General features: G+C 57.3%; 22 protein-coding genes. 6 read left to right on the forward strand and 16 right to left on the reverse strand.

The annotated features are described in order from the left end of the window. The first annotated feature begins 3 nt into the window (after window positions 1-3). The 4 genes from pgl (at window position 4) to VLY20_03905 (ending at window position 2989) form a co-directional block, all read left to right on the forward strand. Window positions 4-774, forward strand: a complete 771-nt coding sequence (pgl, locus tag VLY20_03890; protein ID HUK55778.1) for a 6-phosphogluconolactonase — start codon at window positions 4-6, stop codon at window positions 772-774. Beyond that, a complete protein-coding gene (locus VLY20_03895) occupies window positions 771-1757 on the forward strand; it encodes a glucokinase (protein ID HUK55779.1) in 987 nt (328 codons plus the stop codon). The genes pgl and VLY20_03895 overlap by 4 nt, the downstream gene beginning before the upstream one ends. Further along, window positions 1754-2533: an HAD-IIA family hydrolase gene (locus VLY20_03900; GenBank protein HUK55780.1), complete on the forward strand. Its 780-nt coding sequence runs from the start codon at window positions 1754-1756 to the stop codon at window positions 2531-2533. Before VLY20_03895 ends, VLY20_03900 begins: the two co-directional genes overlap by 4 nt. Window positions 2534-2719: 186 nt before the next feature. Then, window positions 2720-2989 carry a DUF4321 domain-containing protein gene (locus VLY20_03905; GenBank protein ID HUK55781.1) on the forward strand — a complete coding sequence of 90 codons (270 nt, stop codon included), beginning with the start codon at window positions 2720-2722 and terminating at the stop codon, window positions 2987-2989. A 1-nt stretch (window position 2990) separates the two neighbouring features. Here VLY20_03905 and uvrB read toward each other — a convergent pair whose 3' ends face one another. After that, the gene (uvrB, locus tag VLY20_03910; protein ID HUK55782.1) at window positions 2991-5000 is read right to left on the reverse strand and encodes an excinuclease ABC subunit UvrB; all 2010 of its coding nucleotides are present in this window, start codon (window positions 4998-5000) and stop codon (window positions 2991-2993) included. 133 nt (window positions 5001-5133) lie between these two features. On the opposite strand from uvrB, the gene VLY20_03915 reads away from it, so the two are divergent. Continuing rightward, window positions 5134-7728 (forward strand): diguanylate cyclase, encoded by a 2595-nt coding sequence (locus tag VLY20_03915; protein ID HUK55783.1) that lies wholly within the window; start codon window positions 5134-5136, stop codon window positions 7726-7728. 2 nt (window positions 7729-7730) lie between these two features. Here VLY20_03915 and ftsY read toward each other — a convergent pair whose 3' ends face one another. The 15 genes from ftsY to VLY20_03990 all read right to left on the reverse strand — a co-directional run bounded on the left by ftsY (window position 7731) and on the right by VLY20_03990 (window position 23471). Continuing rightward, on the reverse strand, window positions 7731-8639 hold the full coding sequence (ftsY, locus tag VLY20_03920; protein HUK55784.1) for a signal recognition particle-docking protein FtsY: 909 nt from the start codon (window positions 8637-8639) through the stop codon (window positions 7731-7733). Between the two features lie 23 nt (window positions 8640-8662). Continuing rightward, entirely contained in the window at window positions 8663-9115 is a 453-nt protein-coding gene (ybeY, locus tag VLY20_03925) for an rRNA maturation RNase YbeY (GenBank protein HUK55785.1), read from the reverse strand. Continuing rightward, window positions 9015-11357: an HDIG domain-containing protein gene (locus VLY20_03930; protein ID HUK55786.1), complete on the reverse strand. Its 2343-nt coding sequence runs from the start codon at window positions 11355-11357 to the stop codon at window positions 9015-9017. The genes ybeY and VLY20_03930 overlap by 101 nt, the downstream gene beginning before the upstream one ends. Beyond that, window positions 11335-12318 (reverse strand): PhoH family protein, encoded by a 984-nt coding sequence (locus VLY20_03935; GenBank protein ID HUK55787.1) that lies wholly within the window; start codon window positions 12316-12318, stop codon window positions 11335-11337. Before VLY20_03935 ends, VLY20_03930 begins: the two co-directional genes overlap by 23 nt. Window positions 12319-12455: 137 nt before the next feature. Further along, on the reverse strand, window positions 12456-12860 hold the full coding sequence (locus VLY20_03940; GenBank protein HUK55788.1) for a prepilin-type N-terminal cleavage/methylation domain-containing protein: 405 nt from the start codon (window positions 12858-12860) through the stop codon (window positions 12456-12458). 41 nt (window positions 12861-12901) lie between these two features. Beyond that, window positions 12902-13519: a methyl-accepting chemotaxis protein gene (locus VLY20_03945; protein HUK55789.1), complete on the reverse strand. Its 618-nt coding sequence runs from the start codon at window positions 13517-13519 to the stop codon at window positions 12902-12904. A gap of 19 nt (window positions 13520-13538) precedes the next feature. Then, window positions 13539-14567 carry a hypothetical protein gene (locus VLY20_03950; protein ID HUK55790.1) on the reverse strand — a complete coding sequence of 343 codons (1029 nt, stop codon included), beginning with the start codon at window positions 14565-14567 and terminating at the stop codon, window positions 13539-13541. A gap of 139 nt (window positions 14568-14706) precedes the next feature. Continuing rightward, the gene (locus VLY20_03955; protein HUK55791.1) at window positions 14707-15549 is read right to left on the reverse strand and encodes a putative Ig domain-containing protein; all 843 of its coding nucleotides are present in this window, start codon (window positions 15547-15549) and stop codon (window positions 14707-14709) included. Between the two features lie 49 nt (window positions 15550-15598). Next, on the reverse strand, window positions 15599-19420 hold the full coding sequence (locus VLY20_03960; GenBank protein HUK55792.1) for a PilC/PilY family type IV pilus protein: 3822 nt from the start codon (window positions 19418-19420) through the stop codon (window positions 15599-15601). A gap of 173 nt (window positions 19421-19593) precedes the next feature. Then, window positions 19594-19965, reverse strand: a complete 372-nt coding sequence (locus VLY20_03965) for a hypothetical protein (protein ID HUK55793.1) — start codon at window positions 19963-19965, stop codon at window positions 19594-19596. A 24-nt stretch (window positions 19966-19989) separates the two neighbouring features. Continuing rightward, window positions 19990-20553: a PilX N-terminal domain-containing pilus assembly protein gene (locus tag VLY20_03970; GenBank protein HUK55794.1), complete on the reverse strand. Its 564-nt coding sequence runs from the start codon at window positions 20551-20553 to the stop codon at window positions 19990-19992. A gap of 17 nt (window positions 20554-20570) precedes the next feature. Further along, the gene (locus tag VLY20_03975; protein HUK55795.1) at window positions 20571-21575 is read right to left on the reverse strand and encodes a PilW family protein; all 1005 of its coding nucleotides are present in this window, start codon (window positions 21573-21575) and stop codon (window positions 20571-20573) included. Window positions 21576-21585: 10 nt separating this feature from the next. After that, window positions 21586-21981 carry a prepilin-type N-terminal cleavage/methylation domain-containing protein gene (locus tag VLY20_03980; GenBank protein HUK55796.1) on the reverse strand — a complete coding sequence of 132 codons (396 nt, stop codon included), beginning with the start codon at window positions 21979-21981 and terminating at the stop codon, window positions 21586-21588. Between the two features lie 11 nt (window positions 21982-21992). Further along, window positions 21993-22541 carry a GspH/FimT family pseudopilin gene (locus VLY20_03985; protein HUK55797.1) on the reverse strand — a complete coding sequence of 183 codons (549 nt, stop codon included), beginning with the start codon at window positions 22539-22541 and terminating at the stop codon, window positions 21993-21995. Between the two features lie 222 nt (window positions 22542-22763). Further along, entirely contained in the window at window positions 22764-23471 is a 708-nt protein-coding gene (locus VLY20_03990) for a uracil-DNA glycosylase (protein HUK55798.1), read from the reverse strand. Between the two features lie 179 nt (window positions 23472-23650). On the opposite strand from VLY20_03990, the gene VLY20_03995 reads away from it, so the two are divergent. Next, window positions 23651-24067 carry an ACT domain-containing protein gene (locus VLY20_03995; protein ID HUK55799.1) on the forward strand — a complete coding sequence of 139 codons (417 nt, stop codon included), beginning with the start codon at window positions 23651-23653 and terminating at the stop codon, window positions 24065-24067. Window positions 24068-24083: the final 16 nt, after the last annotated feature.

The following is a 24083-nucleotide window of genomic DNA, read 5'->3' on the forward strand; positions in this document are numbered from 1 at the left end:
GCCATGGACGGGAGCCGGCGTGAGATCGTGATCGCTCATGACCCGGCCGACCTGCACCGGCGAGCGTCCGAGTTTGTCGCCCAAGACATCGTTGAACGGGCCGACGTCCGCGGCCGGGTCGCGGTCGCCCTCTCGGGCGGGAAGACCCCGCTCGGATTGTACGAACGGCTCGCGGCGGGAGGTTTCCGGAAAGAAATTCCCTGGCCGCGTGTGCATCTGTTCTGGGGCGACGAGCGCTGCGTGCCCCCCGATCATCCGGCGAGCAACTATCGCGCCGTCTTGGAAACGTTGATCTCCCGGATCGCCATCCCGTCCGAAAATGTCCACCGCATGCCGGCGGAGCAGGCCGATCCCGAAAAAGCGGCCGACGAGTACGAGCGGCGGCTGCGGGCGTTTTTCCTGCCGAAGGGAGGGGCGTGGCCGGCCTTCGATCTGGTTCTTTTGGGAATCGGATCGGACGGGCACACGGCGTCCCTCTTTCCGGGTTCGCCCGCGCTGGACGAGACCCGGCGGTGGGTGGCCGCCCCGTACATCGAAAAGCTCAAGGAGCACCGACTGACCCTGACGCTGCCGGTCTTGAACGAGGCGCGGCGGGTGGTCTTTCTCGCGGCCGGTGAAGACAAGGCCGAAATTCTCCGGGATCTGCTCGGCCCGGATCGCGCCGGGACGCGCCTCCCGGTTCAACGGATCAAACCCCGTCACGGCCGATTGATTTTCTTCTTGGACCGGTCGGCCGCCCGTTTCCTCGCTCCGGAAAAGAGTGCTCCGCCATGATCCTGGCGGGAGACATCGGGGGAACGAAAACACACCTGGCCCTCTTCCGCAGAAAGAACCGGGGGCTGGCCCAGGTCCGTGGAGAAATTTTTCAAAGCCGCGATTATGCCGGCCTGGAAGAGGCGATCCGGAAATTTCTCCCGAAGAAGAAAACCGCCATCGACGGCGCCTGCTTCGGCGTAGCCGGGCCGGTCCTGGACGGACGCTGCGAGACCACCAACCTGCCCTGGACGATCGAGGCCGAGTCGATCGCAAAATCCTTCGGGATCCCGACCGTCCATCTGCTCAACGATCTGGAGGCGACCGCGTACGGCAGCCTCTTCCTCGCCGATGAGGATTTCCACACCCTGAACCCGGGTCGGCCTCAAGCGCGCGGCAACCGGGCCGTGATCTCGGCCGGAACCGGGCTGGGGGAGGCGGTGCTGTTCCGGGATGGGGACGGGTACCGCGCCTCGGCCTCGGAAGGCGGGCATACCGATTTCGGGCCGCGCAATCCGACCGAGATCGCGTTGCTCGAGTATTTATTGAAGCGCCATCCTCACGTGAGCTACGAACGGATCGTCTCGGGACCCGGGCTTCTGAACATCCATCAATTCATGAAAGACACGGGCCGTGCCGAAGAACCGGAGCGGCTCCGGAAAAGAATGGCCGTCGAGGACCCGGCCGCCGTGATCACCGAGGCCGCGTCGACCGGCCGGCCGGAGGTCTGCGTCAAAACCGTCGAGCTGTTCGTCTCGATCTACGGGGCCGAGGCCGGAAACCTGGCGCTGAAGGCCCTCGCGATCGGCGGAATCTTTCTCGGCGGAGGCATCGCGCCCCGCATCCTGCCGAAACTGTCGGACGGCGCCTTCATGGAGGCCTTCGTCGACAAAGGACGATATGCGTCGCTGCTCCGGTCGATCCCCGTCCGGATCATTTTAAACGAGACGGTCGGACTCCTGGGCGCGGCGCGTTATGCCCTCAGCAACCTTTTGACCAGATGAAACGCCCGCAGAAAAAACAGGCCAAGAGTTTTCTGATCGACATGGACGGTGTTCTGGTTCGCGGACGCCGGCTCGTTCCGGAAGCGGATCTCTTCATCGAACGGCTGAAAGCGACCGGCCGGAAGTTTTTGATCCTGACCAACAACTCGGAGCGTACGCCGCGCGATTTGGAGCACCGGCTTCGCGAAATCGGGCTGAAGGTCACGACGGAGCATATTTACACCTCGGCCCAGGCCACGGCCCTCTTTCTCGACGATCAAAATCGAAAGGGCACGGCCTTCGTGATCGGGGAGGCGGGACTGATCGAGGCGCTGCACGACGTGGGCTACGTGATCACGGAACGGGATCCCATGTACGTGGTCGTGGGCGACACGCAGAATTACGACCACCGGCGGATCACCCAGGCGATTCAATTGATCCAGAGCGGCGCGCGCTTCCTTGCGACCAATCCGGACGTGACCGGTCCCGCCGAGACGGGGATCGTTCCGGCCACCGGCGCGCTGGTCGCCTTGATCGAAAAGGCGACCGACCGGCGGGCCTTCTTCGTCGGAAAACCGAACCCCCTCATGATCCGCACGGCGCTCCGCCGGCTCTCGGAGCATTCGGAAACCACGGTGATGGTCGGGGACCGGATGGACACCGACATCGTCTCCGGCATCGAGAGCGGGCTGGAAACGATTCTCGTCCTCACCGGCGTGACCCGCCGCGAGGACGTCGGCCGCTTCCCCTACCGCCCGACGCGCATCGTCGAGTCCGTGAACCGGATCGAGTTGTGAGCGCTCGACAAGGATCCTTTCTGAACCTGTCGCGGGCCGGGGCATCCAAACCGATTTTTCCTTGACTTCAAACGCCAAACTCGTTAAGCTCTCCACCGTCGTTTGGACGGATAAGTCTCCCCGGCCGGTTGGGGCCGGCGCCGTGTGTGTTCGATCATCCCATCCTCTTCCTGCGAGGTGAGAACAATGGCCGTCTTGACCAAAACACCCTGGTTGTTGATCTTTTTTATCCTGCTCGGCGGGTTGCTGGGCGGGCTGCTGGGTGAAATTTTAAGGGCCATCGCGCCCCAGGGACCGCTTCAGGACATCTTCGCCAAGATCCAGAACATCGGTCTCAATCCGCCGTTTACGATCGACCTGAAGCTGTTCACGATCACGTTCGGCTTCATGCTCCGGATCAACCTGTTCAGCATCCTGGGAATCCTGCTCGGGATCTATATCTACAAACAGGCGTAATTCATTTCACCCCCAGCTCCGTCTCCTTCAGTTTTCGAATCCGGTCGCGGAGCTCGGCCGCTTTTTCGAATTTCAAGTCTTTGGCGGCCGCCCGCATTTCCTTCTCCAGGCTTCGGATGATGCCGGGAATCTCGTTCAACGGAACGGTTTCCTCCGTCTCCTCCGCCGCCAGCGGGACGGTGACGTAGTCGGCCTCGGAGATCTCGTACAAGGTCATGGGAATGCCCTTCTTGACCGTCTCCGGCGTGATGCCGTGAGCCCGGTTGTACTCGAACTGAATTTTCCGACGGCGGTCGGTCTCCTGGATGGCCTGCCGCATCGACTCGGTCACGGTATCCCCGTACAGGATCACTTCGCCCGCCACGTTGCGGGCCGCCCGTCCGGCGGTCTGGATGAGGGACCGGTACGAACGCAGGTAGCCTTCCTTGTCGGCGTCCAGGATGGCCACCAGCGACACCTCGGGCAGATCCAGACCCTCCCGGAGAAGGTTGATCCCGACCAGGACGTCGAATTGGCCCAAGCGGAGATCCCGGATGATCTCGGTCCGCTCCATCGTCTCGACCTCGGAATGGAGATAGCGAACTTTGAGACCCAGGTCATGATAATACTCGGTGAGATCCTCCGCCATCCGCTTGGTCAGGGTCGTCACCAGGACCCGCTCCCGCCGGGCCACCCGGGTTTTAATCTCGCCCAGAAGATGATCCACCTGTCCCTTGGCCGGCCGGACTGTGATGGACGGATCCATCAAGCCGGTCGGACGGATGATCTGTTCCACGACCCGGACCCGGCCCTGGCGGTCCCGGCTCCGATCGAGTTCGTACGGGCCGGGCGTGGCCGAGACGTAGACGACCTGATTCATGTGTCCCTCAAACTCCTGGAACGTGAGCGGACGGTTGTCGAAGGCGGACGGCAGACGGAACCCGTATTCCACCAGGTTTTTCTTCCGAGACCGGTCGCCCTCGTGCATCCCTCCGATCTGCGGAACGGTCGCGTGGCTCTCGTCGATGATCAGGAGGTAGTTCGAGGGGAAATAGTCGAGAAGGGTCGGCGGCGGTTCGCCCGGACGGCGGCCGGAGAGATGCCGGGAATAGTTCTCGATCCCGTGACAGTATCCCACTTCCCGGATCATCTCCAGATCGAAGCGCGTCCGCTGATCGATGCGTTGGGCCTCCAAGAGCCGCCCCTCGTTCCGGAAAAACCGAATCCGCTCCTCCAGTTCCGACGCGATCCCCTCCAGGGCCTGCTGGAAGCGGTCGGGAGGAATCACGTAATGGCTGTTGGGGTGGATCGCGATCTTCGGGAGACGGCGCAAGACCTCCCCGCGCAGCGGGTCGATTTCGGAGAGCGCCTCCACGGTGTCGCCGAACTGTTCGATACGGACGGCGCGGCTCTCGGACGAGGCCGGGAACACTTCAAGAACATCGCCGCGCACCCGGAAGGTCCCCCGTCGCAGATCATAGTCGTTCCGTTCGTACTGGATCTCGACCAATTTCCGGAGGATGGCGTCCCGTTCGATCGACATCCCCGTTTCCAGATACAGCAACATCCCGTGGTAGGCTTCCGGCGACCCGAGACCGTAGATGCACGACACCGAGGCCACGATGATCACGTCGTTCCGGTCGAACAACGCGCTGGTCGCGGCGTGCCGCATCCGGTCGATGGCGTCGTTGATCGAAGAGTCCTTTTCGATGTAGGTGTCCGTCTGGGGAAGATAGGCCTCCGGCTGGTAATAGTCGTAGTAGCTGACGAAGTAGGCGACGGCGTTGTCGGGGAAAAACATCCGGAATTCGTGGTAGAGTTGCGCGGCCAAGGTCTTGTTGTGGACGATCACCAGGGTCGGCCTTTGGACCCGCTCGATCACATTGGCCATCGTGAAGGTCTTGCCCGACCCCGTCACGCCCAGGAGCACCTGATGTTTTTCTTCCCGCAGGATCCCCTCGGTCAAGGCCGCAATCGCCCTCCCCTGATCCCCTTGAGGAGTAAAGTCCGCTCGGAGTCTGAATCGTTCCATCGTGGCCACCGCGATCATCATACCATACCTTTTTTCGGACTGCGACAGATTTTGAACTCTTAAACCCACTTTCGAGTAGTTGCTTTCTGCGACGATGTTTTGTAGGATTTAGAAAGCTTTGAGGTGTTTCGTGATGCTCGTCCATTTGATGCTGGCCGGCGGGAATTTGGCTGCGTGTCTCATCCTGGTCGGATGGGTCAAGGCCGTTTTTCCAGACGACCTCCTTCCCCTTTTCGAGGTCTTGGGGATTTATCTGGCCTTGGGGCCCTTCCTCTTCCTGATCCCGTTCAAGCGCCTCCATCCGAACCCTCGGACGGGCGAGGTGCTGCCGGTCTACCTGCTGGCCCTGATCCTGCTGTCCATTACGGCCGCGTTCAGCTTGGAGTTCCACCGGCAAGTCGTCGAATTCGGGATTCCCTTGGTCATCATCGACCCGGTCTGGATCGCCTTCGTTTTCTTTGTCGGTTACCTGCCCGCCGCCCTCCTGCTCTGTTACGGTCTGACCCGCGCGGCGCTTCGGCCGAGACCATTAAAACCGATCCTTCTCAGTCCGGGCTACGGCATTCCGATCCCCGCGAAGCCGGCGCAAACGATCGCCATTCCGGCCGGCGTTGCGGCCGGGGCGCCGATGTCGAAAAAGGAGCCCGAAAATCCGTTGACATTGAACGCCTCGCAGGATATAACCGACTCGAAACCCGCAAAAGAGCGAGGGCCTTCCGTCCCGATGGAAACATCCGATCGCGCGAAACTCAAACAGATCCAGGACCACTTCTCCGAGCTGACGAACCTTTCGCTGGCGACCTATGACGCCCAGGGCCGGCTGCTGTTCGACCCCGCCCAGGAGAATCCGATTTGTGAGGTCGTGCAGAAAACCACCCCGGGTCAGCGTCATTGCAAGTCGTACTGCGGAAAAAGCATCGGGGTCGCGCTTCAAGGGAACGAAAGCGTCTTTTTAAAGTGCGAAATGAACCTTCATGTCTTCTCCGTCCCGATCGTCTTGAACGACAAAACCAAGCTGGTCCTGCAGGGGGGAAAAAGTTTTTTCAGCCCGCAGGAATTCACCGACAGTCATCCCAAAGCCGCAACCCTGGATGTTCCGATGGACGATCTGACGCGGCTGCGCGACCGGATTCGCCTGCAGGACAATCCCCATCTGGTCAACGCCGCGCGGTTTCTCCAAGCCGCCTTCCCGTACCTACTTTCAACGATCCATGATAAAAACACCTTGAGCACCAAATTCTCGCGGTTGATGACGCTGTTCACGCTGGCGGCCGATCTTCATAATAATCTCCCGGAACTGCCTTCCACCCTGCTGAACACGCTGGGAATCCTTTTCAACCTGAACACCGCCTCCATTCTCCTCTGGGACCGGAACCTGCAGGTTTTCAAAACCGAGGCGATGTTCGGCCAAGGAACGGAGCCGCTCCGGAATTATCAAACCGATGCGGCGTTCGGCCCGCTTCGGATATTGATCCAACAACAACGTCCGGTCTTGATTCATGAAACGCTCGAAATTCTGAGAGCCGGTTTCCCGGCCGGGATCACCTCGGTCCATCTCTTTCCCCTGTTCACATCGAACCGGCGCGTCATGAGCCTGTTCTGCGTGTTCGACACGCCGATCGACGAGGAAGACGTCCGGATCATCTCGGCCTTCTGTCAGCACGTTTCCCTGGTTCAGGAAAATGTTCGACTGCAACGGGAGAGGCAGGATCTGGCCAAAGACGTCTCCGTTTTTCTGGAGATCGCCAAAACCGTCAGTTCCGCCATGGACTCCGAAGAAATCTTCTCGGTCATCCTGGACAAGTCCACGCAGTTCGTGCACGCGGAGCAGGGATCGATCATGCTTTTAGACGAAGACCGCCGGGAACTGTCGATCAAGGCGATGAAGGGGTTGAACAAGAAGATCGTGGAGCTGCTGAAGATCCGTCCGGGCGAGGGCATTTCGGGCCAGGTGCTCTCGAGCGGCCACCCGCTGGTGGTGGCGGATATCGATTCGGACGATCGCGTCACGCAGGAAAGACGCCCTCGTTATAAAACCAGGTCGTTCATCAGCATCCCCCTGAAACTGAACGGCCGGACGATCGGGGTTCTCAACGTCGCCGACAAAGTCAGCGGGGAGATCTTTTCGGAGGAAGACCTTCAACTCTTGGTTTCGATCGGGGCCTACGCCTCGGTGGCGATCGAACGGTCCCGGTTCTACCAGAAAACCGAGGAATTGAAAAAAATTTCGATCACCGATTCTTTGACGGGGCTTTTGAACCGCCGTTATTTCCAGGAACGCATGTCCGAGGAAATCGAACGATCCCGCCGGCATCATTTGCCCTTGTCGTTGATCATGATCGACGTGGACGACTTCAAACGGGTGAACGACAGCCTGGGACACCTGGTGGGGGATGAGGTCTTAAAAGTAACGGCCCGATGCCTTCGAAACAGCATCCGGACGATTGATGTGGCCGCCCGGTACGGCGGCGAGGAGTTTACCGTCATCCTGCCCCAAACCACCAAAGCCGACGCCCAGACGATCGCCGAGCGGATCTGCGCCGAGGTTTACCGGTTGGAACTTCCGTTCATCAAATCCGATCAAAAAGTGGTTCTGAGCGTCAGCCTCGGATTGGCCACGTATCCGGAAGACGCCGAGACGCTGGAAGATCTGATCCGCAACGCCGACATCGCCCTCTACGCCGCAAAGTCCCAGGGGAAGAACCGGGTCATCGTGTACGGAAAATAGGTTCAATTCCCGAAGAACCCGTCCACAAAATCGTCCACCGAAAAAGCTTCCAAATCCTCGATCCCCTCGCCGACCCCCACCAGCTTCACCGGGATTCCGAGCTCTTCGGTGATGGCGACAATCACCCCGCCTTTGGCCGTCCCGTCCAGTTTCGTGAGTACCACGCCCGTCACCCCGACGGCTTCATGAAACTGCTTGGCCTGGGACAGGGCGTTCTGTCCCGTCGTCGCGTCCAAAACCAGGAGCGTCTCGTGGGGACTTCCCGGCAGGGCCTTGTTCATGACCCGCTTCATCTTTTTGAGCTCCTCCATGAGATTGAATTTCGTATGCATCCGGCCGGCGGTGTCCACCATCACCACGTCCGTCCCCCGCGCCTTGGCCGCCGAAAGCCCGTCGAAGATCACGGCGGACGGATCCGATCCGCTCTGATGTTTAATCACGGGACAGCCCGCCCGCCGGCCCCAGATTTCGAGCTGCTCGATGGCCGCCGCGCGAAACGTGTCGCCCGCGACCAAGAGGACGGACCGCCCCTCTTTGCCGAACCGCAGGGCCAGCTTTCCAATCGTTGTCGTCTTCCCGACGCCGTTCACCCCGACCATCATCACCACGAACGGAACGGGACCGCTCGGATCCAGCCGGCCCTGTCTGTTTTTCAAGAGCGCCGACAACTCGGTCTTCAGCAACGCATGGATCCGGGACGGATCGGCGAGCTCATGGCGACCCCGTTGCTCCCGAAGCCCGGCCAGCAGCCGCTGAGACGTGTGGACTCCCAGATCGGCCGACAATAAAATTCCTTCCATCTGCTCAAGCAGCTCGGAATCGATCGTTTTCTTACCGTGCAGCAGACTTTCGAAGCCTTGTCGCAACCGTTTGCGGGTCTTGGACAGGGCGCCTTCTAAACGCCGCAACATGCCGTTCCCTTTTTCGAAGCGGATTAGAACAGATGCCGGATCAACGCGCGCTCCTTGCGCGTCATCCGGCGGGCCTCTTCCGGCCTTTCATGGTCATAACCCAGCAGATGCAGTATACCATGAATCATCAGTGAGGCCATCTCGCGACCGAAGCTGTGACCCTCGTCGCGGGCCTGGCGACGGGCGGTCGGAACCGAAATGACAACGTCGCCCAGAAACGGAGGCGGTCCGCGGTGCGCCGCGCCCTTCGATCGCACGGATTTCGGAAGCGACAACGGGAAGGCCAGCACATCGGTCGGTCGGTCCTTGCCGCGATAGATTTTATTGAGGGATCGGATCCGGCGGTCGTCCAAGAACAACAGGCTGATTTCCGCTTCAGGCCGGCCCAGATTGCGAAGAACCTTTTCGGCCCACGTTCTGTAAGTTCCGGTCCGCAGGGGAATGCGGCGCTGCCGGTTCGCGATCCGGATCCTCATACTCCGATTCTCCATAATTCGGCAGCCCCATACCGGGGTATTCAATCCGCTGGTGGAACTGTCCGCTCAGAACCTTGACGAAACTCTGCTGAATCGTCCGAAGGTCCCGGAGGGTCAGGTCGCTCTCGCTGAGTTGACCGTCCAGATAGATCGTCGTGACCATTTTCTCAACCAGCGCCGTGATCCGCGCCGGGATGGGATTGTCCAGCACCCGCGAGGCCGCCTCCACCCCGTCGGCCAGCATGATGATCGCCGCGATCTTGGTCTGCGGCCGCGGCCCCGGGTAACGGAAATCGTTCTCGTTGATCGGCGGTTGGTCCGGGGCGCGGTTCTTCTGGGCGCGGGTATAAAAATAGGTCATCAACCGTGTTCCGTGATGTTGCGGAATGATGTCGATGATCGCCGGGGGGAGTTTGTACTCCCGCGCCAGATCCAGCCCTTCCTTGACATGCGAAGCCACGACCAGGCTGCTGAGTTGAGGAGACAATTTATCGTGGCGATTGCCGTGACCCATCTGGTTCTCAATATAATAGTCCGGTTTCAACAGCTTCCCGATATCGTGATAGTAGCAGCAGACCCGGGCCAGCAGGGGATTCTCGCCCACCGCTTCCGTTGCGGCTTCGGCCAGGTTGCTCACCATCATGCTGTGATAATAGGTCCCGGGAGCCTGGACCGACAACCGCCGGAGCAGGGGATGATTCAGATCCAGGAGCTCCAGAAGCCGGATATCCGTGGTCACGGTGAAAAGGGATTCCAAGCCGGGGAGGAAGCCGGACACGATCAACCCGGACAGCAAACCTCCGCCCGCGCCGAACAGAAGATCGAAGACGGTCTTGAGATTCAGTTCGGCCGCCTCGTAAAAATTAATCGCGATCACGACGATCACATTCACGACGCTGACCGCCAGACCGGCCCTCAGGAGCTGGGTCCGTCGGTGGCAGGTGATCACGCTGAACACGGCCACCACGCTTCCCACGAACGAATACAGGGCGAACAACGGTTCCTCCGGCGCCACGATTCCCATCATCAGACTCATTACAAACGAAAAAATCAGGCCCATGTGGGTATCGAACAGCAAGGTCGTGAGCATGGCTCCGGCCGCCACCGGAATCGCATAAACTATCGAGGCGGGATTGACCGTTGGAAACTTGTCGGCGAAAGCCGTCAGGAGAAAATAGGAAAACTTGGAAACCGCGATTGTTCCGGCCAGGAGCACCCCCAGGAGAAGCAATTTGGAAAGATCGCGAATCATGGGCGCGCGGTAACGGCGGATGTCCAGATATAAAATCGACAGGACCGCCGTGACCATGATGAGCAGTCCGACCAGGACGCGTAGGACCAACCCTTTTTTCTGATACTTCGAAAGCTCCTCTAAAATGGGGCGATCCTCGTAGGCCACACGTTCGCCGGCCCGAAAAAGCAACTCTCCTTTCATCACCTTGTAATAGAGCGGTTTGACCGCCGCGCCCGCCGACTGCGCGCGGAATTCGGTCGCGCTCTTGTTCAACGTCACATTGGGGATCAATAATCGGGAGACCAGTTCACCGATGACGCTCGCCTTCAGTGGATCATCCGGAAAGGTTTGCGCCACCCCTTTCCGCGCGAGGGATTGCGCTTCTTTAAGATCCGGAATCGACAGGACATTCTTGACAAATTGTTCCTGGCGCTCACCGACCGTTCGAATCACGATTCCCCGCTCTTTCTCGCCGTTCGCAAACGTCCGGTCGGATATAATTCCACGATCCATCACCGAACGCACCGATTGGCGCACCTGACTCTCCAGATTCGCTGCGTATCCGCCGCTTCTCAGAAAGGAGAGGGTTTCGGGGCTCAGCCGAAGACCTAATTTCTGCTGGAACTCCTGATCCATCTCCGTGGCCATCCGTTTGAGCCGGGCGGGATCGGTCCTGGCCCACAGATCCCGAGCCGCCGAGAAAGCCTTGGCCGCCTTTTGGTCCAGGACCTCGATGGCTCCGAGATCCGAATCATAGACGACGGGAACGGCCGCTTCCGCTTGACGTTGAGCGAGTTGGGTGGCATCGACATTCAACAACTCCAGATTGGTCGGGGCTTTGATATCTTGGGAAACGATTTCTCCGAGGGTCAGTTCGGGCGAGAAAAACAAAAGATACGGCGCCAGGAGATAGACAACGACCAGCACAATGACGGCTCCCAGCGCGTACCCCTGATAAACCGGGTCTTTGTAGCGAGGGATCGTCCTATTTTCGCTGTCCTTTTCCAATTTTTCCCTCGTATCGGTCGTAGGCCTTGATGATATCCTGGACCAAACGATGCCGGACGACATCGTGTTCATTAAAATAGACAAATTGAATTCCCGGAACATCTCCCAAGATCTCCTGAATCTCGATCAGTCCGGACGTCCGTTCGGTCGGGAGGTCCACCTGGGTAATGTCGCCGGTTACCACGGCTTTTGAATTAAATCCCAAGCGTGTCACAAACATTTTCATCTGCTCGGACGTCGCATTCTGCGCCTCATCCAGAATGACAAAGGAATCGTTCAGGGTCCTTCCCCGCATATAGGCCAGCGGCGCGATCTCGATCTCCCCCCGTTCCACATATCGGTTGGCCCGTTCGACCTCCATCATATCGTAGAGCGCGTCATACAAAGGGCGAAGATACGGATTGATCTTGGCATACATGTCCCCCGGCAGAAATCCCAATTTTTCTCCCGCTTCAACCGCAGGCCGAGCCAGGATGATCCGGCTTACCTGGCGTTTGGTCAAGGCCGAAACAGCCATGGCCATGGCGAGATAGGTCTTGCCCGTACCCGCCGGACCGATCGCAATCACGAGATCATATTTTCCAACGGCCTCAACGTAACCGCGCTGTGTTCCGGACCGTGGGACCACCATCCGTTTCTTCGTGGTGATCGGAATCGCATCCAGAAAAAGCCCCTTGATGGACACCGCGGGGTTATTTTGAAAGGCTTGAATCGCATACTGGACGTCCTGGGGTCGGAGCGCGTATCCTTCATTCAGGATGCCGATCAGGCCGAGAAATAATTGTTCTGCGCTCTTCACAGCATCGGATGATCCGTGGATGGTGATCTCGTCTCCGCGGGCCGTCAAACGGACATGCAGTGTTTCTTCAATCCGCTTCAGATGGTCATCGTAATGCCCGAACAGGGTCTGGGTTTCAATTCCGGCAGGCAATCGGATGCGCGCACTGCTTGATTTTTCCAATGAAGCTGCTTCCTTTTTATTGATTTTTTCGTTTCATACGCAAGCGAGCCGGGCCCGGGCCGCCGTGACCCCTGGGCGGCCAAATTCATGATTGATTATACCAAGGGCGGTACTCCCAAAACAACCCTTAAGGCCCGTCAATCCACCTGGACATGTTCGGGCGTCCCATCCGGAACAATCGTCCAAATATCCTGGTCGGGATCCGAGTCAATATTGCCGGTGGCGGTGGCTTTATAGCTGGCGGGTTGTCCGGCAGACGGAGGGATCAGTTCAAGCGTTACAGTATAGTAACGAAGCTCGGAGCTTTGGTATCCGATTACATTCAAGGTTCCATAACCGCCGTTAAACGCAAAATACATCGCCTCCAATCGTTTGACTTCATTGAGCGCCACGGGGGCCTCGACCTGGCGGGCGCGTTTGAGATAAGACAAATAGGTGGGAATCGCAACGCCGGCCAGGATTCCTATAATCACGCCGACGGCCATGACCTCTAAAAGCGTGAATCCTCCCTGGTTTTTTCTCCGGCCACGTGGGGCTTTCAAATGGGCGCCAACGCCTCGGCGGATCATCTTGTCATCCTTGATTACGAATCTCTGTGGGGAACGCTTTCGGGCGGTTCCGAGCTCGGCAGGGAGCGGCCGAGCGTAAACCGTTGCAGCAGCGCCTCAATGCCTTCGGCCTGCTTCTGGATTTGGTCCAGCATGGGGTCGAGCTGTTCTGGAGCGAATCGTTTGTTGCGAACCTCCCCCAGAATTTCCACCAGGAGGTGATGAACGGACTGAACCGTACGCAGCACATCTTCTTTCTGACGAACAATCTCGTTCACCCACACGGCCAGTTCTTGAAGATCATCACCCGCTCGAAAATGGACCTGCAGCCGCAGATCACCCGACGCGATCTGTTTGAGTGACTGCTCAAGGCGATAAATCGGCCCGGCAAACCGGTGCGTGACCCAGATGCTCAACAACATGAAAACAGGGACACTGACCAAGATGGCCGGCCAGAGCCGGTCACTTAAGGCGATGAACTGAGTTGCCGCGAGCGCCTGTTCCTCGAGCGACAGCCCCGACCTCAATCTCAAGGCGGGCGGGAGAAAAAGCGCAACGGCCAGAACGAACGTGTAAGCCAAGAGCAACAAACAGGTAAATAGCGCATATTTCCGCTGGATGGGATGGACGTAAAACCGTTTTCGAGCCTTCATGGCGTTGTCTCGGGGCTCCTTATAGCTCTTTGATTTTCTTTTTCAGAATCAAAATTTCCAAGGCCATGGCCAGTTTTTGTCCCAGCTTGCGCACATACGCAAGCGCCTGGATCGGCCGGCCCGAAACTTGATCGTCACCGTACAGGACAGCGACCACTTGGTCATTCATCGATACAGGGAGGAGCAAGATTTCTTTGGGCAGGTCACCGCCGAGCAACTGGAACAGGTCCCGGTAGGTCGGATCATAGGGAGCCGGTCCCTGATAAAACGTCTTGGCCGTTACCACGTCTTTAAACAGGGAGGGCTGATCCAACTGGAACTCCAGACGGCCGATCTCGGCTTCATGGTACACCGGGAAGGCCCTCCAGCCGAGCGCCTTCCCGGCTTTGACTAAGAAAAGAATTCCCCGATCCAGAACCACGTTCAAGGCCTTCATGAATGTTCCGATCGCCTCATCCCGATTCCGAACCTCCTCCCAGTCTTCTTTGGCCTGTTGCATGGCTGATTCCAACTCCTCCGGCGTCGGCTCCTTCCTGGCGGATTTCTCATCTACGGCTCCCGATTGAGGCCGGTGGCGCTTCCGTTCATCATCCAGCACGGAAATATACCGGAGTTGCCGGCCGATCTGGTAGTGGCGTTCCAGCCCGTATCGGATACGGGCTTCGGAAGCGATGTACGGCTTGATGGCGCAGCCCGTGATAAACCGGAGTTCGTCGATGACCTCCAGATCGGTGGGATCCAAGATGGCGACGCTCAAGACGGTCCGATCGCGTTTGATCGGGACAACATTATATTTTTGAGCCAGCTCGCGGGGAATCAGTTTAACAAGGGACGGATCGATATCATCCAGCTCAGAGGCCTGCGCGCTTGGAATCCTTAATTTTTTGCTCAGAAATTGCGTGAGTTCGTTTTCGGACAGCAAACCGAGTTCGATGAGATTGGTTCCCAGTCGCCCGCCCATCGTGACCTGCCGTTCGAGCGCCGACGAAAGTTGGGATTCCGTGATCTTTCCTGCTTTGATCAGATATTCACCTAAGCGCTCGGCCAAAGACATCCTCCGAATATCAAGTTGATCTCGTCCCGACACCTTGGACTGAAAAAGTCAATTCCGCCGCCAAATGGATTGAACCGCCTTTCATTCCATACACACAAGAGCGAATCTCCTTAGATGATGCCGCACTCAACGTCTAGGAACCTGAATGAACCGTCAATTTGAACTGTTGATAGGCCTCGGCCCCGTCACCGTCCGACACCACCACCCCGACGTCCACCGAAGGGTGTTCCGCGGAAACCCTCCATTGAACAATCCCCGTTCCGGGATCGATGGTCATCCCTTCGGGCGATTGGCTGAGACGGAACTGCAGCGGATCTCCATCGGGATCCAAGGCTTTCACGTTGTAGGTGTATATTCCCCCCTCGACCGTCATCGACGGGCTGCTTGTAATCTGGGGCGGTCGGTTGATGACGAATACGGGCTGGGAACTGGCCTCAACACCGTTGGACTTTCCGTCCGATGGGACGACCCTCACCACGACACGATCATGTTTGTGAAGATCGCTGCCAGCCAATCGGGGACTGTTTCCTTGCGTTACGATCTGTCCGTTCACAAGCCAGGTGTAGGACAGTTGAACCGGGTCTCCATCCTGATCGAAAGCCGTCGCTCGGGCCTCCAACTCGTCTCCGAGATGGGGCTTGAGCGGAGCGATTTCAACCGAAAGGATCTTGGGGGGATAATTATTCACCTCGGGAGCCGGGAGTGCCACCTGTCGCGACGGGCCGTCTATCTTTTGAAGCGACGTCGTCGCCCGATTAGCCTCCATCGGCGGGGAAGAAAGCGGGGCCGGATTTGGCGCTCCCCGCGTCAACACACTGATCATCCAGCCCAACGCGAACACCGCCCCGATCGAAAGCAGCGCGACAAGAACGCGCCGCATTCTCGCGCTGACGGACTCGGCGGTACCGGAAGAGCGCCGAGTGCCGTCCCGACTCGGGGTTGATTTGGGTTCCTTATCGATCGTCACGATCTTCACGGGTCACGCTCCGTTCCGTCATGAAAATCCGCGGTCCGCTGATTCCTCGTTACATCTGCTTTTCCTGCCAGGTCATCACGCCGCTTTTGAACTTAAAGGGCGGTGTGCCGTCCACTTCACTGATGCTGCCGGTGCCCTGCTGGACGAAGCCACGCACCCCCTCTTCGGTGCCGATATGGAGTCCGGCCATGGAGGGCACTCCCTGGCCGAGATCGGTGCTGCGATTGATCACGTTTCCTGTCGTTCCGATCACCGGCGAACTATAGGCCGAACCGGTCTCAAAATAAGTCGCATAGAGCTTGCCTTCACCTTGAAAGCCGCAAACATCGTTGGTCGGGGTAAAGGTGCTGAACAGCACGACGCCCGCGAGAATGACCGGTTTTGCAAGGACGCGTTCGCCGGCCGTCGAGAAGGTCAGCACCCAACCCCTCACAGACGGGTCTCTCGCCTTGGTCAAAAGATCGGTGAAGGTGGGTTCCGATATATTGCCGCCGTTGAATGAGATCGTCCCCGTTTGAGTTCCGTCCGTGTCCACGCTTGCATTGGAAACGTCAAGCAGTTGAGACGTTGTGACCGGTGTGCAGCCCGTATCATCCTGCCAACACACCCTATTATTAGTATTATCTTCGTCTTTGATCCCGTACATGGCCTGAAACTCCGATGCCCCGTATGCTTTGTCGTTTGCGGATAGGAAGCGCCCGGTGCCGAAATAGACCCAGAGGTTTAGGAAGCTGTCGATCGATAGAGAAGGCGCTTCCAGAATGGGACCGGGTGCCGAATAGAGCGTGGAGAGATGCCAGTTCGCGGGGTTCGTATCATTTTTTGTAACAACGCGGTAAAGATTCCCGTTCCAGGCCGTTCCGTTTTGTATGGCACTACCGACATAGACGGTATCCACACCGTAGTCAAGGTTTCCGTCCAGCGTGGTCACATCGCCGAGGAATTCATTGTTCACCGCGTTATCAAACTTGTTCAACAAGGTGCCGTTGCTCAGATCAAAAACATACAGATGACTGTAGATATCCGCGCTAAACAGGTTGGGGGTGCCCCTGTTTCCAATATAATTGGTGGGACCGGAGCCCATAATCACAACCCATTTTGAACCACCGCTGCTGTTGGCCACGCGCGCCACGGCCGGAAAGGAGGTGGTGAAGCCCATATTGGAACGGGTGGCCGTCCACAAGAGCACAGGAGGCTTCTCCGGATTGGTGATATCCAAAGCGAAGAAGGAGGATTGGAAGGCGCGGGTCGTGGTTCCCGACCCGAAATTGTCCGTGACCGAGACGGTCCCGCCTCCGAGTCGCAATCCTCCGATCAGGACCGTTCCCCATCCCCCGGGATGGTCCGCGTCCGCGCTGAAAATTTTTGCGTCTACCACCTTCGGCTTTTGGTCCACATAGTAGACATGGGTGTAATTGGGATCGGTGAGCCATCTCAAGTGAGGCAGGAGGTTGTAAGGCACATAGGCCCAAAGCTCTTCTCCGAGGACGTGGCCGGTTCCCGGGTCAAACTTTTTTGTGGCGGGATCGTAGGTTCCGGCGTTGAAGGCATGGAGCATGCCGTCGTTGGCGCCGACATAAACCACGTCTCGTCGAGTTTGGTACTGCTGTATGAATTGCTCGTACGAGCTGTCTTTGTAGACGAGGTCATACTGCTCCATGGGTTTTCCGACCGTCACCGGAGTCGAATAGATGATGTCGCCCAGTTTCCAGACATGAAGACTCCCGTTGACCGTGACCGACCGGTCTCGATACCCGGTGATGTTCGCGCCCCGGATGAAATTAATCACATTCGTGGCATCGGGAGTCGCGGGATTGGGCGAGCCGAGCGTGGTGGTCGCGGTATTAAGATAGGGTCGAAGAAGCGCTGCCTGGCTGCTGTCAAAACTGATGAACTCGCTCGGGGTCACCAGCCCGTCGTTGTTCTGATCCACCCAGGTATAGATATGGCGATCCGTGTCGGCCCGCAAGGCCAGCAATTTTCCGGCCTCCCAAATCGGGAGGAGTTGATCCAGGGTGACGATTGAACTCGGCGTCGAGGAATCCGGCGTTCCGTCGCCGTTTGCATCGTCGAACCGCTGAACCACGGTCTGACCGCTGTTGGGATCGAAGACCAACTTGACGATCTTGTCCGTGGTCAGGTCCAGCGTTTGATTCTGATTGGAATCCTCCCGAAGGTTGCCCTTCGAGTCCAAGAAGAGCCCCTGGAGGTAACCCAGCCATTGGATATTATTCAATCCTTCAAATTTGCTTGGATAGAAGTAGGCCTGGTATAGGGCCCCTTCTCCTGTTTCCGTGGTTGACAGAATCGAGACCGACGTGCCGGAGGAGCTCCGTTTTAAAATATCCGTAATGGCCGCCATCAATCTATCCCTCATCGTAAAGGCATTGGCCGATTCAAAATAGGTGTCCGGAACCCCGTCGCCGTCCGCATCCCATTCCTGGCATAGAGGATTCGGACTGGCCGTTCCACAGGTGGCATCCTTGAACGGCTTCCCGTCGCCGTCAAGGTCGTTGAACCCACCTACCATGGCCGCATCTTTCAGAAGGTTGGACCCGGTTCCGAATGCAAAAAAGGTATAGAGGGTGATATTTTGCATGCCGGGAAGGTCATGTCCCGCCGCGCCGATCGGCGGAATGGTCGCCTGACGGAGATCGGTCGTATGGGCCCAGTAGGCCACGTCATCCAGATAATGTCCGCCGCTTCCCGTGCAGGGATCGCTCGTCGGACCGCCGTAATAGTTTGAGCAGTTGTCATGGTGATCCCACATCGTATTGTGGAGACTTGCGGAGGTATTGCTGTGTTTGGGCGGAGCCCCGGCTCCTGCGGTGATATTGGCGGTGCAGCCGGCCGCCACGGCGCAATGAACGCTGGTCCCGTGTTGTGCCGCGGTATGCGCATAGTCCATGATGGTGCTGGGAATCGTCATGTCCTGGGTCGGCTGGCCGTCCGTGAACATGATCACGAAACTCTTGCAACAAGGTACATACTGGGCCGGGGTCAGCCAGGCCGGTGAATTAAAATAATAGGGGTCCCGACTCGTGGTCGTGTAGGAATAGTCGGATCCGGAGAAGGCCGGCGCGATTTGGGCAAAGTAGCGTGATGCCTCATAGAGGGATTCGGCCAGGGGCGTGTTGGTGGTCGGAGCGGTGCATTCAATCGCATTAATGATGGGCAGACCTGAGCTGGCGCAGGTGGCATTGCTGACGAGAGGCGTCGATCCCACATCCGCAAGCACATGCCCTCCGTCGCTTGTATTGTACTCCATCAGGCCAAACCGGGCCTTTCCCCCCACCTGCTGAATGATACCGGTCGGCTCGGTCGTCGGCACCACGGTCAAAGCAAAGGATTTGGTGGTACTGTACGAGCCACCGGAACCGCACGCGGTCCCCCCCGAGTTCGAATTCGTGATGGTTATGTAGCTTACCCCGCTGGTCGTACTCCTGTTCCAATTGCATGTTCCGGTAAACGGGCTCACCGCCGCTGCGGTATACGAAACGGCGTTGACACCTTCCGTGGTTTCCCCGATAAGATTTCCGGTTCCCAGACAATTCCCGCTCGCATCTCTCGCCGAGCACTTCCCGCCCATCATCACAAATTTCGTGACCTCGAGTTTCTCCATCGATATAAAATTGAGAAAGTTTCCATCCCAATGTGTGCAACTTCCCAGGGTGCCGGCCTCGACCACGAATTTCAAGGTCGAACCCGAACCGCTTGTGGTGTAGCACTTCTGCTCAAAATAGCCGCCAAACGTCATTGTCGGATCATAGGTTTCACTATTGAGATGGTAGGCCGAGTCCTGCATGCTCCCGGAGTTGTCCATTAAGAGAAGCACGTTCGGAGGCAATGCATTCCCCACGAAAGGCGGCACGGCGCTATATTCCGTCATATTGCATGGGCTGGGTGGGGACAATATTGAAGTACACGTGGCCATCGTCTCCGTGACCCATGGACCGGACATTAAAACCGCGATCCCAAACAGGATGAGCAAGATGAGCCGTTTCATTTGATTTCTCCTTTTCCAAAGAGAGCCGTTCCCCAAATTTACCGGGGAAGGGCCTCGATTAGGACCATTTCCTTGACGACCCCTTTCTCCAGACGGAAGCGAACCTTCGATGGAGAAGTGAAGCTCGTTAATGAAATGGGATCGCCATTTTTGTCCTTGAATTTACCCAACGGGTCCACCGGAAAGGTAGTCCCGTCCTTTAACAATACAATCTCGATCGGTCCAACGATTTCGTCCTGTCCTGGCTTGAAATGGACTCCATCAACCCGTAGGAGAACCGGTTGCGACCAGTCCGAAGTCTCGGCCATCGCCAGGGAGGATATTCCAAGTTGAACCGGAGTGAAACCCGCCAATACAATAATGGATAACGCAAGCCCGAAATGAACGAATGCCTTGAATAGGGATTTCATGAGTCACCTCGCGTTTCAATTCTTTTATTCCACATGATAAATGTACACATGGGAGACCTGCGACTGAACTCTTGTACCAATCTGCCCGACCGAGTCCATGGCATAGTAGATCCCGATGCCACCCGACACCGATGACGCCCCGATGCCTTCATACCCCCCTCCGAACTCGCTGGCCCCGCCGGAAAGCAACCGCTCCTGAATCCGGTCGATATCCACCCCAACCGTTACATTACCCGCCGTCAAGCTAAGATCGGGATGATTCGTCGGAGTATCCGTGGGCCCGTCATTCGGAGGCGCTACGGTCATTCCCATAATCTCATTCAACAGGTTGGAGTCCGCCACCGGTGGAGCGGTCGAAAGAGTTCGGGTATCGATCGCCGTCTTCAGGATGGGCGCATAGGTTCGACTTCCTCCATCCGCTCCGTAGAAAACCATGTTCTGGACGTTCGCGTTGCCGGTGATCCGAAGCTCGCTCGTCGTGGTTGAAATGGCGGCGATCCCCATCACGGTCAGAACCAGCAGGATCATCATCGTGACCATGAGAATGGCCCCCTTCTGTCCGTCGTCATTCATTTTGAATCGCCACATATTGCCCTCTCTTTGTCTTACAAGGAAAGATTTCTAATATTTTCCACAAACCGGACGACCCGACGGCGATAACCGTCCAACGGAGAGGTCCAGGTATGATCTTCAAGCACCCCCGTCATTCCACCTTGATAATCGGGATCCCGGTTCGTCGTTCGAAGTAACAGAGAAACCCGAATCGCCCGAAGACCGGAGGTGTCGGCCGGCCAGGTGTCTCCCGGAGCGTTATAGACCCATTCATCGTCATTGCCGGCGCCGCCGATTTCCGTAATTTGACCATCCAGATTTTTCCCATTGATCCCATCAAACCCATACGCGATTTGAAAATCTTCCACTCCTTCGGCCAACACACTCACCACGCCTCCAACGCTCCGTTCTAAACAGGGAGGATTTTGACAGTCGGGGCTCGCGGCCCCGGTGACGTCCACCTGATAGTTGATGGTTTGAGGAGCGGCGCTGATATAACTGCCGGCCATGACCGTCATGGGCGGACAGGCTACTACCGGACAGGGCACCAGCGTTAGCTTTGGCGGTGCGGGGGAACTCGCCTGTATCACCGCCGTGACATTCGCATTCGCGATCAATATTCCGGTTGAAAGGTCCACCAGGTTCACCAAGTAGGGTGTGGTGGCCGGGAACCCTTCCACGGAAGCCACGGGAATTGTAACGGGGACTCCGGTCGTGAAAGAATAACTTGAAACCCCGCCGTTCGGCATCGCGACCGAGGCGGCTCCGACATTGGCCGAAAAGGTGATCGCATCGGTTCCATTCACGCCCGCCTGGTTGTTTAAGGCGGCCGTTATCGGTGCCGTTCCCGTCGTCAGTCCATGGCCGATCATCCGAAGATCATACCGAAGGAAAATGAACGAGCTCCGGAGGTTCTCCTGGATCTCCACGACCTGATTCTGAGTTTGATAGCTCTGTTGCTGGCGGATCATCATGGTATAAACCCCTCCGAGCAACATCCCTGCAATGACCATGACCACCATCAGCTCAACTAAAGTGAATCCGGTTTCGCGTCGCATATCATCGCTCCTATAACAGACTATTGACCACGAGCGTATGCACATTGTTTAGGTTCTTTTTTACACCTGTCCAGGTAACGGTCACCGTCGCTAATCGTTGGCCCGTGGACCCGGCGCCGAGGTCGCAGTGCCGGCTGTACGTAATATTGGCCGGGGCGACGGAATCGTCGGGCGGACAGTTCACAACATCCGGATTGTTCCAACTTTGAAGAACCAGTTGCTCCAGCATGTCCGAAGCCAGGGCGGAAGCCTCGGTCGTGTCGTAACTCGAACGATTCCCCTGCATCGCCGAAATCTGCATCTGCGCGATTCCGAGGAGGGCAATGGCTAGAATCACCATGGCGACCAAGGCCTCGATCAACGTAAACCCCTTTTCGTTTTTCCCTGTCCGGTCTGTAATTAACATGGCTTTCCCTGCTACTGAATATGAATTCGTCCGCCGGCGCTGATGATGACGGTCTTCGTATCCGTATGAGGATCCGTCAAAACAATCGAATCCGGAGCACCGGCTGTCACGCTGTTTCCGGACGGAACCCAGCGGGCGATCAGACCATTGGGCTGCAACAACGGCATCGCGGCCGGCATCGACCAAGACACGCTTGTTTGAGCGTTCACGCTTTTAATCGTGGAAAAGCTCGTGGAACTTTGAATTAACGGCTGGTCCCCACGAACGACGTTATAGGACGTCGTCGAAAGGAACTGAACCGCATATTGCCAGTTCTCAGTCGCGGCCTGTTGACGGGCCAGGCGCAAATCCGAAACCAGATCCCGGGCGGTTGCGTTGAGCCGATACCGTGGCAGACTATTGAAGAAAGACGCCACCCCGACCGAGGCGAGAATGGTTATGATGCTTATCGTGACCAACAATTCGGTCATCGTAATGCCTTTTTGACCCGATAACATCTTTTCTGTATTTGAACGCATAAGAACCTCTTGCCCAGAATAATTATGCAACCGATATGCCATTATCGTATGAACGGGCGCACTAAAAAATACACCATGGAATCAACTTGTTATGCTTGACTCACATAACACAGCAATGTCGACCGATCTATTATGTCCAACTTTGTATTGCATAAGTATGTAATGGATTACACAACGGCAACCGGGGTCTCAACTCCGATTTGAAGAATCCCGGCCTTCCCGCCTGGGATTACGTTCGCTGTTCGGATTCAACGCAGAGGAGGGCTAGGTCCGAGAGGAAAGTTCGTTGCGAATGGCGATGAAGACCTTATCAAACATGGCCGTTGTGAGCCGTCCGGTCTGGGTATTCTGCTGGCTGGGATGGTATGACGCAAACAGTCTGGGCCATGGACCGGCTTCGGATTGTTCCAGTACATAACGCGCGCCGTGCCGAAATTGGAGGCCGCGGCGTTGAGTGATCCATCCCATCCGGATAGCCGTCTTGAGATATTCATCAAACGCAATCTTCCCGAGTACCATAACCGCTTGTAGACGGGTCAGCAGACGAAGTTCCCGGACCAGATAACTCCGACAGCGGTCCAGTTCAATGCGCGCCGGTTTATTTTGCGGCGGCGCACAATGGAGCGCGGCCGTAATGTAGGCGTCCTTTAATTTAAGCCCGTCGCCCCGATATCGGGATTCGGACTGGTTTGCAAATCCTGCGCGGTGGAGCGCACGGAAAAGAAAATCGCCCGACCGGTCGCCGGTAAAGATTCGGCCGGTCCGGTTGCCGCCATGCGCCGCCGGGGCCAAGCCGATGATCAGCAGCCGCGCGTGCGGATCCCCGAAACTCGGAACCGGCTTTCCCCAATAGACCTGGTCACGATAAGCCCGCCGTTTGACAAAGGTAATCCGTTCGCAATATTTCCGCAAACGGGGACATTGGTCGCACCCGATCAAATCGTCATGGACACGTTTTACATCATCCGGCATGAAGTGTTCTCGCACGATTCAATTTATGGATCATTCATTGTATACAACTCCATCCAATCTGGCAAAACCACACGGCCTCCCGTACCCATGCATTGACAATCGCCTTACAAGATGGTTATCCTGAAAACAGTCGTCATCGACGGCCGAAAGTTCATCTCCACCGAAAAAAGGAGGAAAAAATGAGCGACGTCGTTCGGATAGTCGATTATTATTATATTAAATCCGCCAATAAACCGGGAGAAGGTGCAAAAGTTCTAAAGGCTCTTCGAGATGAGGGGGTCAATCTTCTCGCCTTTTCCGGGTTTCCGCAAGGGCAGCGGGCCCAGATTGATTTTATACCGGAAGACCCCCTTGCGTTCGAGGCTGCCGCAAAACGGAGAGGATTCAAGTTGAGCAAGAAAAAGAGCGGCTTCTTAGTTCAAGGGCAGGATCGGCCCGGTGCGGTGGCCGAGATCATGGGGAAACTCGCCGACGCGAACATCAATGTCACCGCGATCGATGCCGTCTCGGCTGGCGGTGGTTCATACGGTGCAATCTTCTGGGTGAAACCCAAGGACGTCGAACGGGCTGCAAAAACCCTCGACCTTTTGCGATAAGGTCGGATGCCCCTCT

This window comes from Nitrospiria bacterium (genome assembly GCA_035517655.1).
In the GTDB taxonomy this organism is placed as follows: Bacteria; Nitrospirota; Nitrospiria; order JACQBZ01; family JACQBZ01; genus JACQBZ01.

Coding starts and splice junctions, on each gene's coding strand:
- pgl (HUK55778.1), top strand. CDS start 4: ATGGACGGGAGCCGGCGTGAGATCGTGATCGCTCATGACCCGGCCGAC.
- VLY20_03895 (HUK55779.1), top strand. CDS start 771: ATGATCCTGGCGGGAGACATCGGGGGAACGAAAACACACCTGGCCCTC.
- VLY20_03900 (HUK55780.1), top strand. CDS start 1,754: ATGAAACGCCCGCAGAAAAAACAGGCCAAGAGTTTTCTGATCGACATG.
- VLY20_03905 (HUK55781.1), top strand. CDS start 2,720: ATGGCCGTCTTGACCAAAACACCCTGGTTGTTGATCTTTTTTATCCTG.
- uvrB (HUK55782.1), bottom strand. CDS start 5,000: ATGGAACGATTCAGACTCCGAGCGGACTTTACTCCTCAAGGGGATCAG.
- VLY20_03915 (HUK55783.1), top strand. CDS start 5,134: ATGCTCGTCCATTTGATGCTGGCCGGCGGGAATTTGGCTGCGTGTCTC.
- ftsY (HUK55784.1), bottom strand. CDS start 8,639: ATGTTGCGGCGTTTAGAAGGCGCCCTGTCCAAGACCCGCAAACGGTTG.
- ybeY (HUK55785.1), bottom strand. CDS start 9,115: ATGAGGATCCGGATCGCGAACCGGCAGCGCCGCATTCCCCTGCGGACC.
- VLY20_03945 (HUK55789.1), bottom strand. CDS start 13,519: ATGAAGGCTCGAAAACGGTTTTACGTCCATCCCATCCAGCGGAAATAT.
- VLY20_03965 (HUK55793.1), bottom strand. CDS start 19,965: ATGAAATCCCTATTCAAGGCATTCGTTCATTTCGGGCTTGCGTTATCC.
- VLY20_03970 (HUK55794.1), bottom strand. CDS start 20,553: ATGTGGCGATTCAAAATGAATGACGACGGACAGAAGGGGGCCATTCTC.
- VLY20_03975 (HUK55795.1), bottom strand. CDS start 21,575: ATGCGACGCGAAACCGGATTCACTTTAGTTGAGCTGATGGTGGTCATG.
- VLY20_03980 (HUK55796.1), bottom strand. CDS start 21,981: ATGTTAATTACAGACCGGACAGGGAAAAACGAAAAGGGGTTTACGTTG.
- VLY20_03985 (HUK55797.1), bottom strand. CDS start 22,541: ATGGCATATCGGTTGCATAATTATTCTGGGCAAGAGGTTCTTATGCGT.
- VLY20_03990 (HUK55798.1), bottom strand. CDS start 23,471: ATGCCGGATGATGTAAAACGTGTCCATGACGATTTGATCGGGTGCGAC.
- VLY20_03995 (HUK55799.1), top strand. CDS start 23,651: ATGAGCGACGTCGTTCGGATAGTCGATTATTATTATATTAAATCCGCC.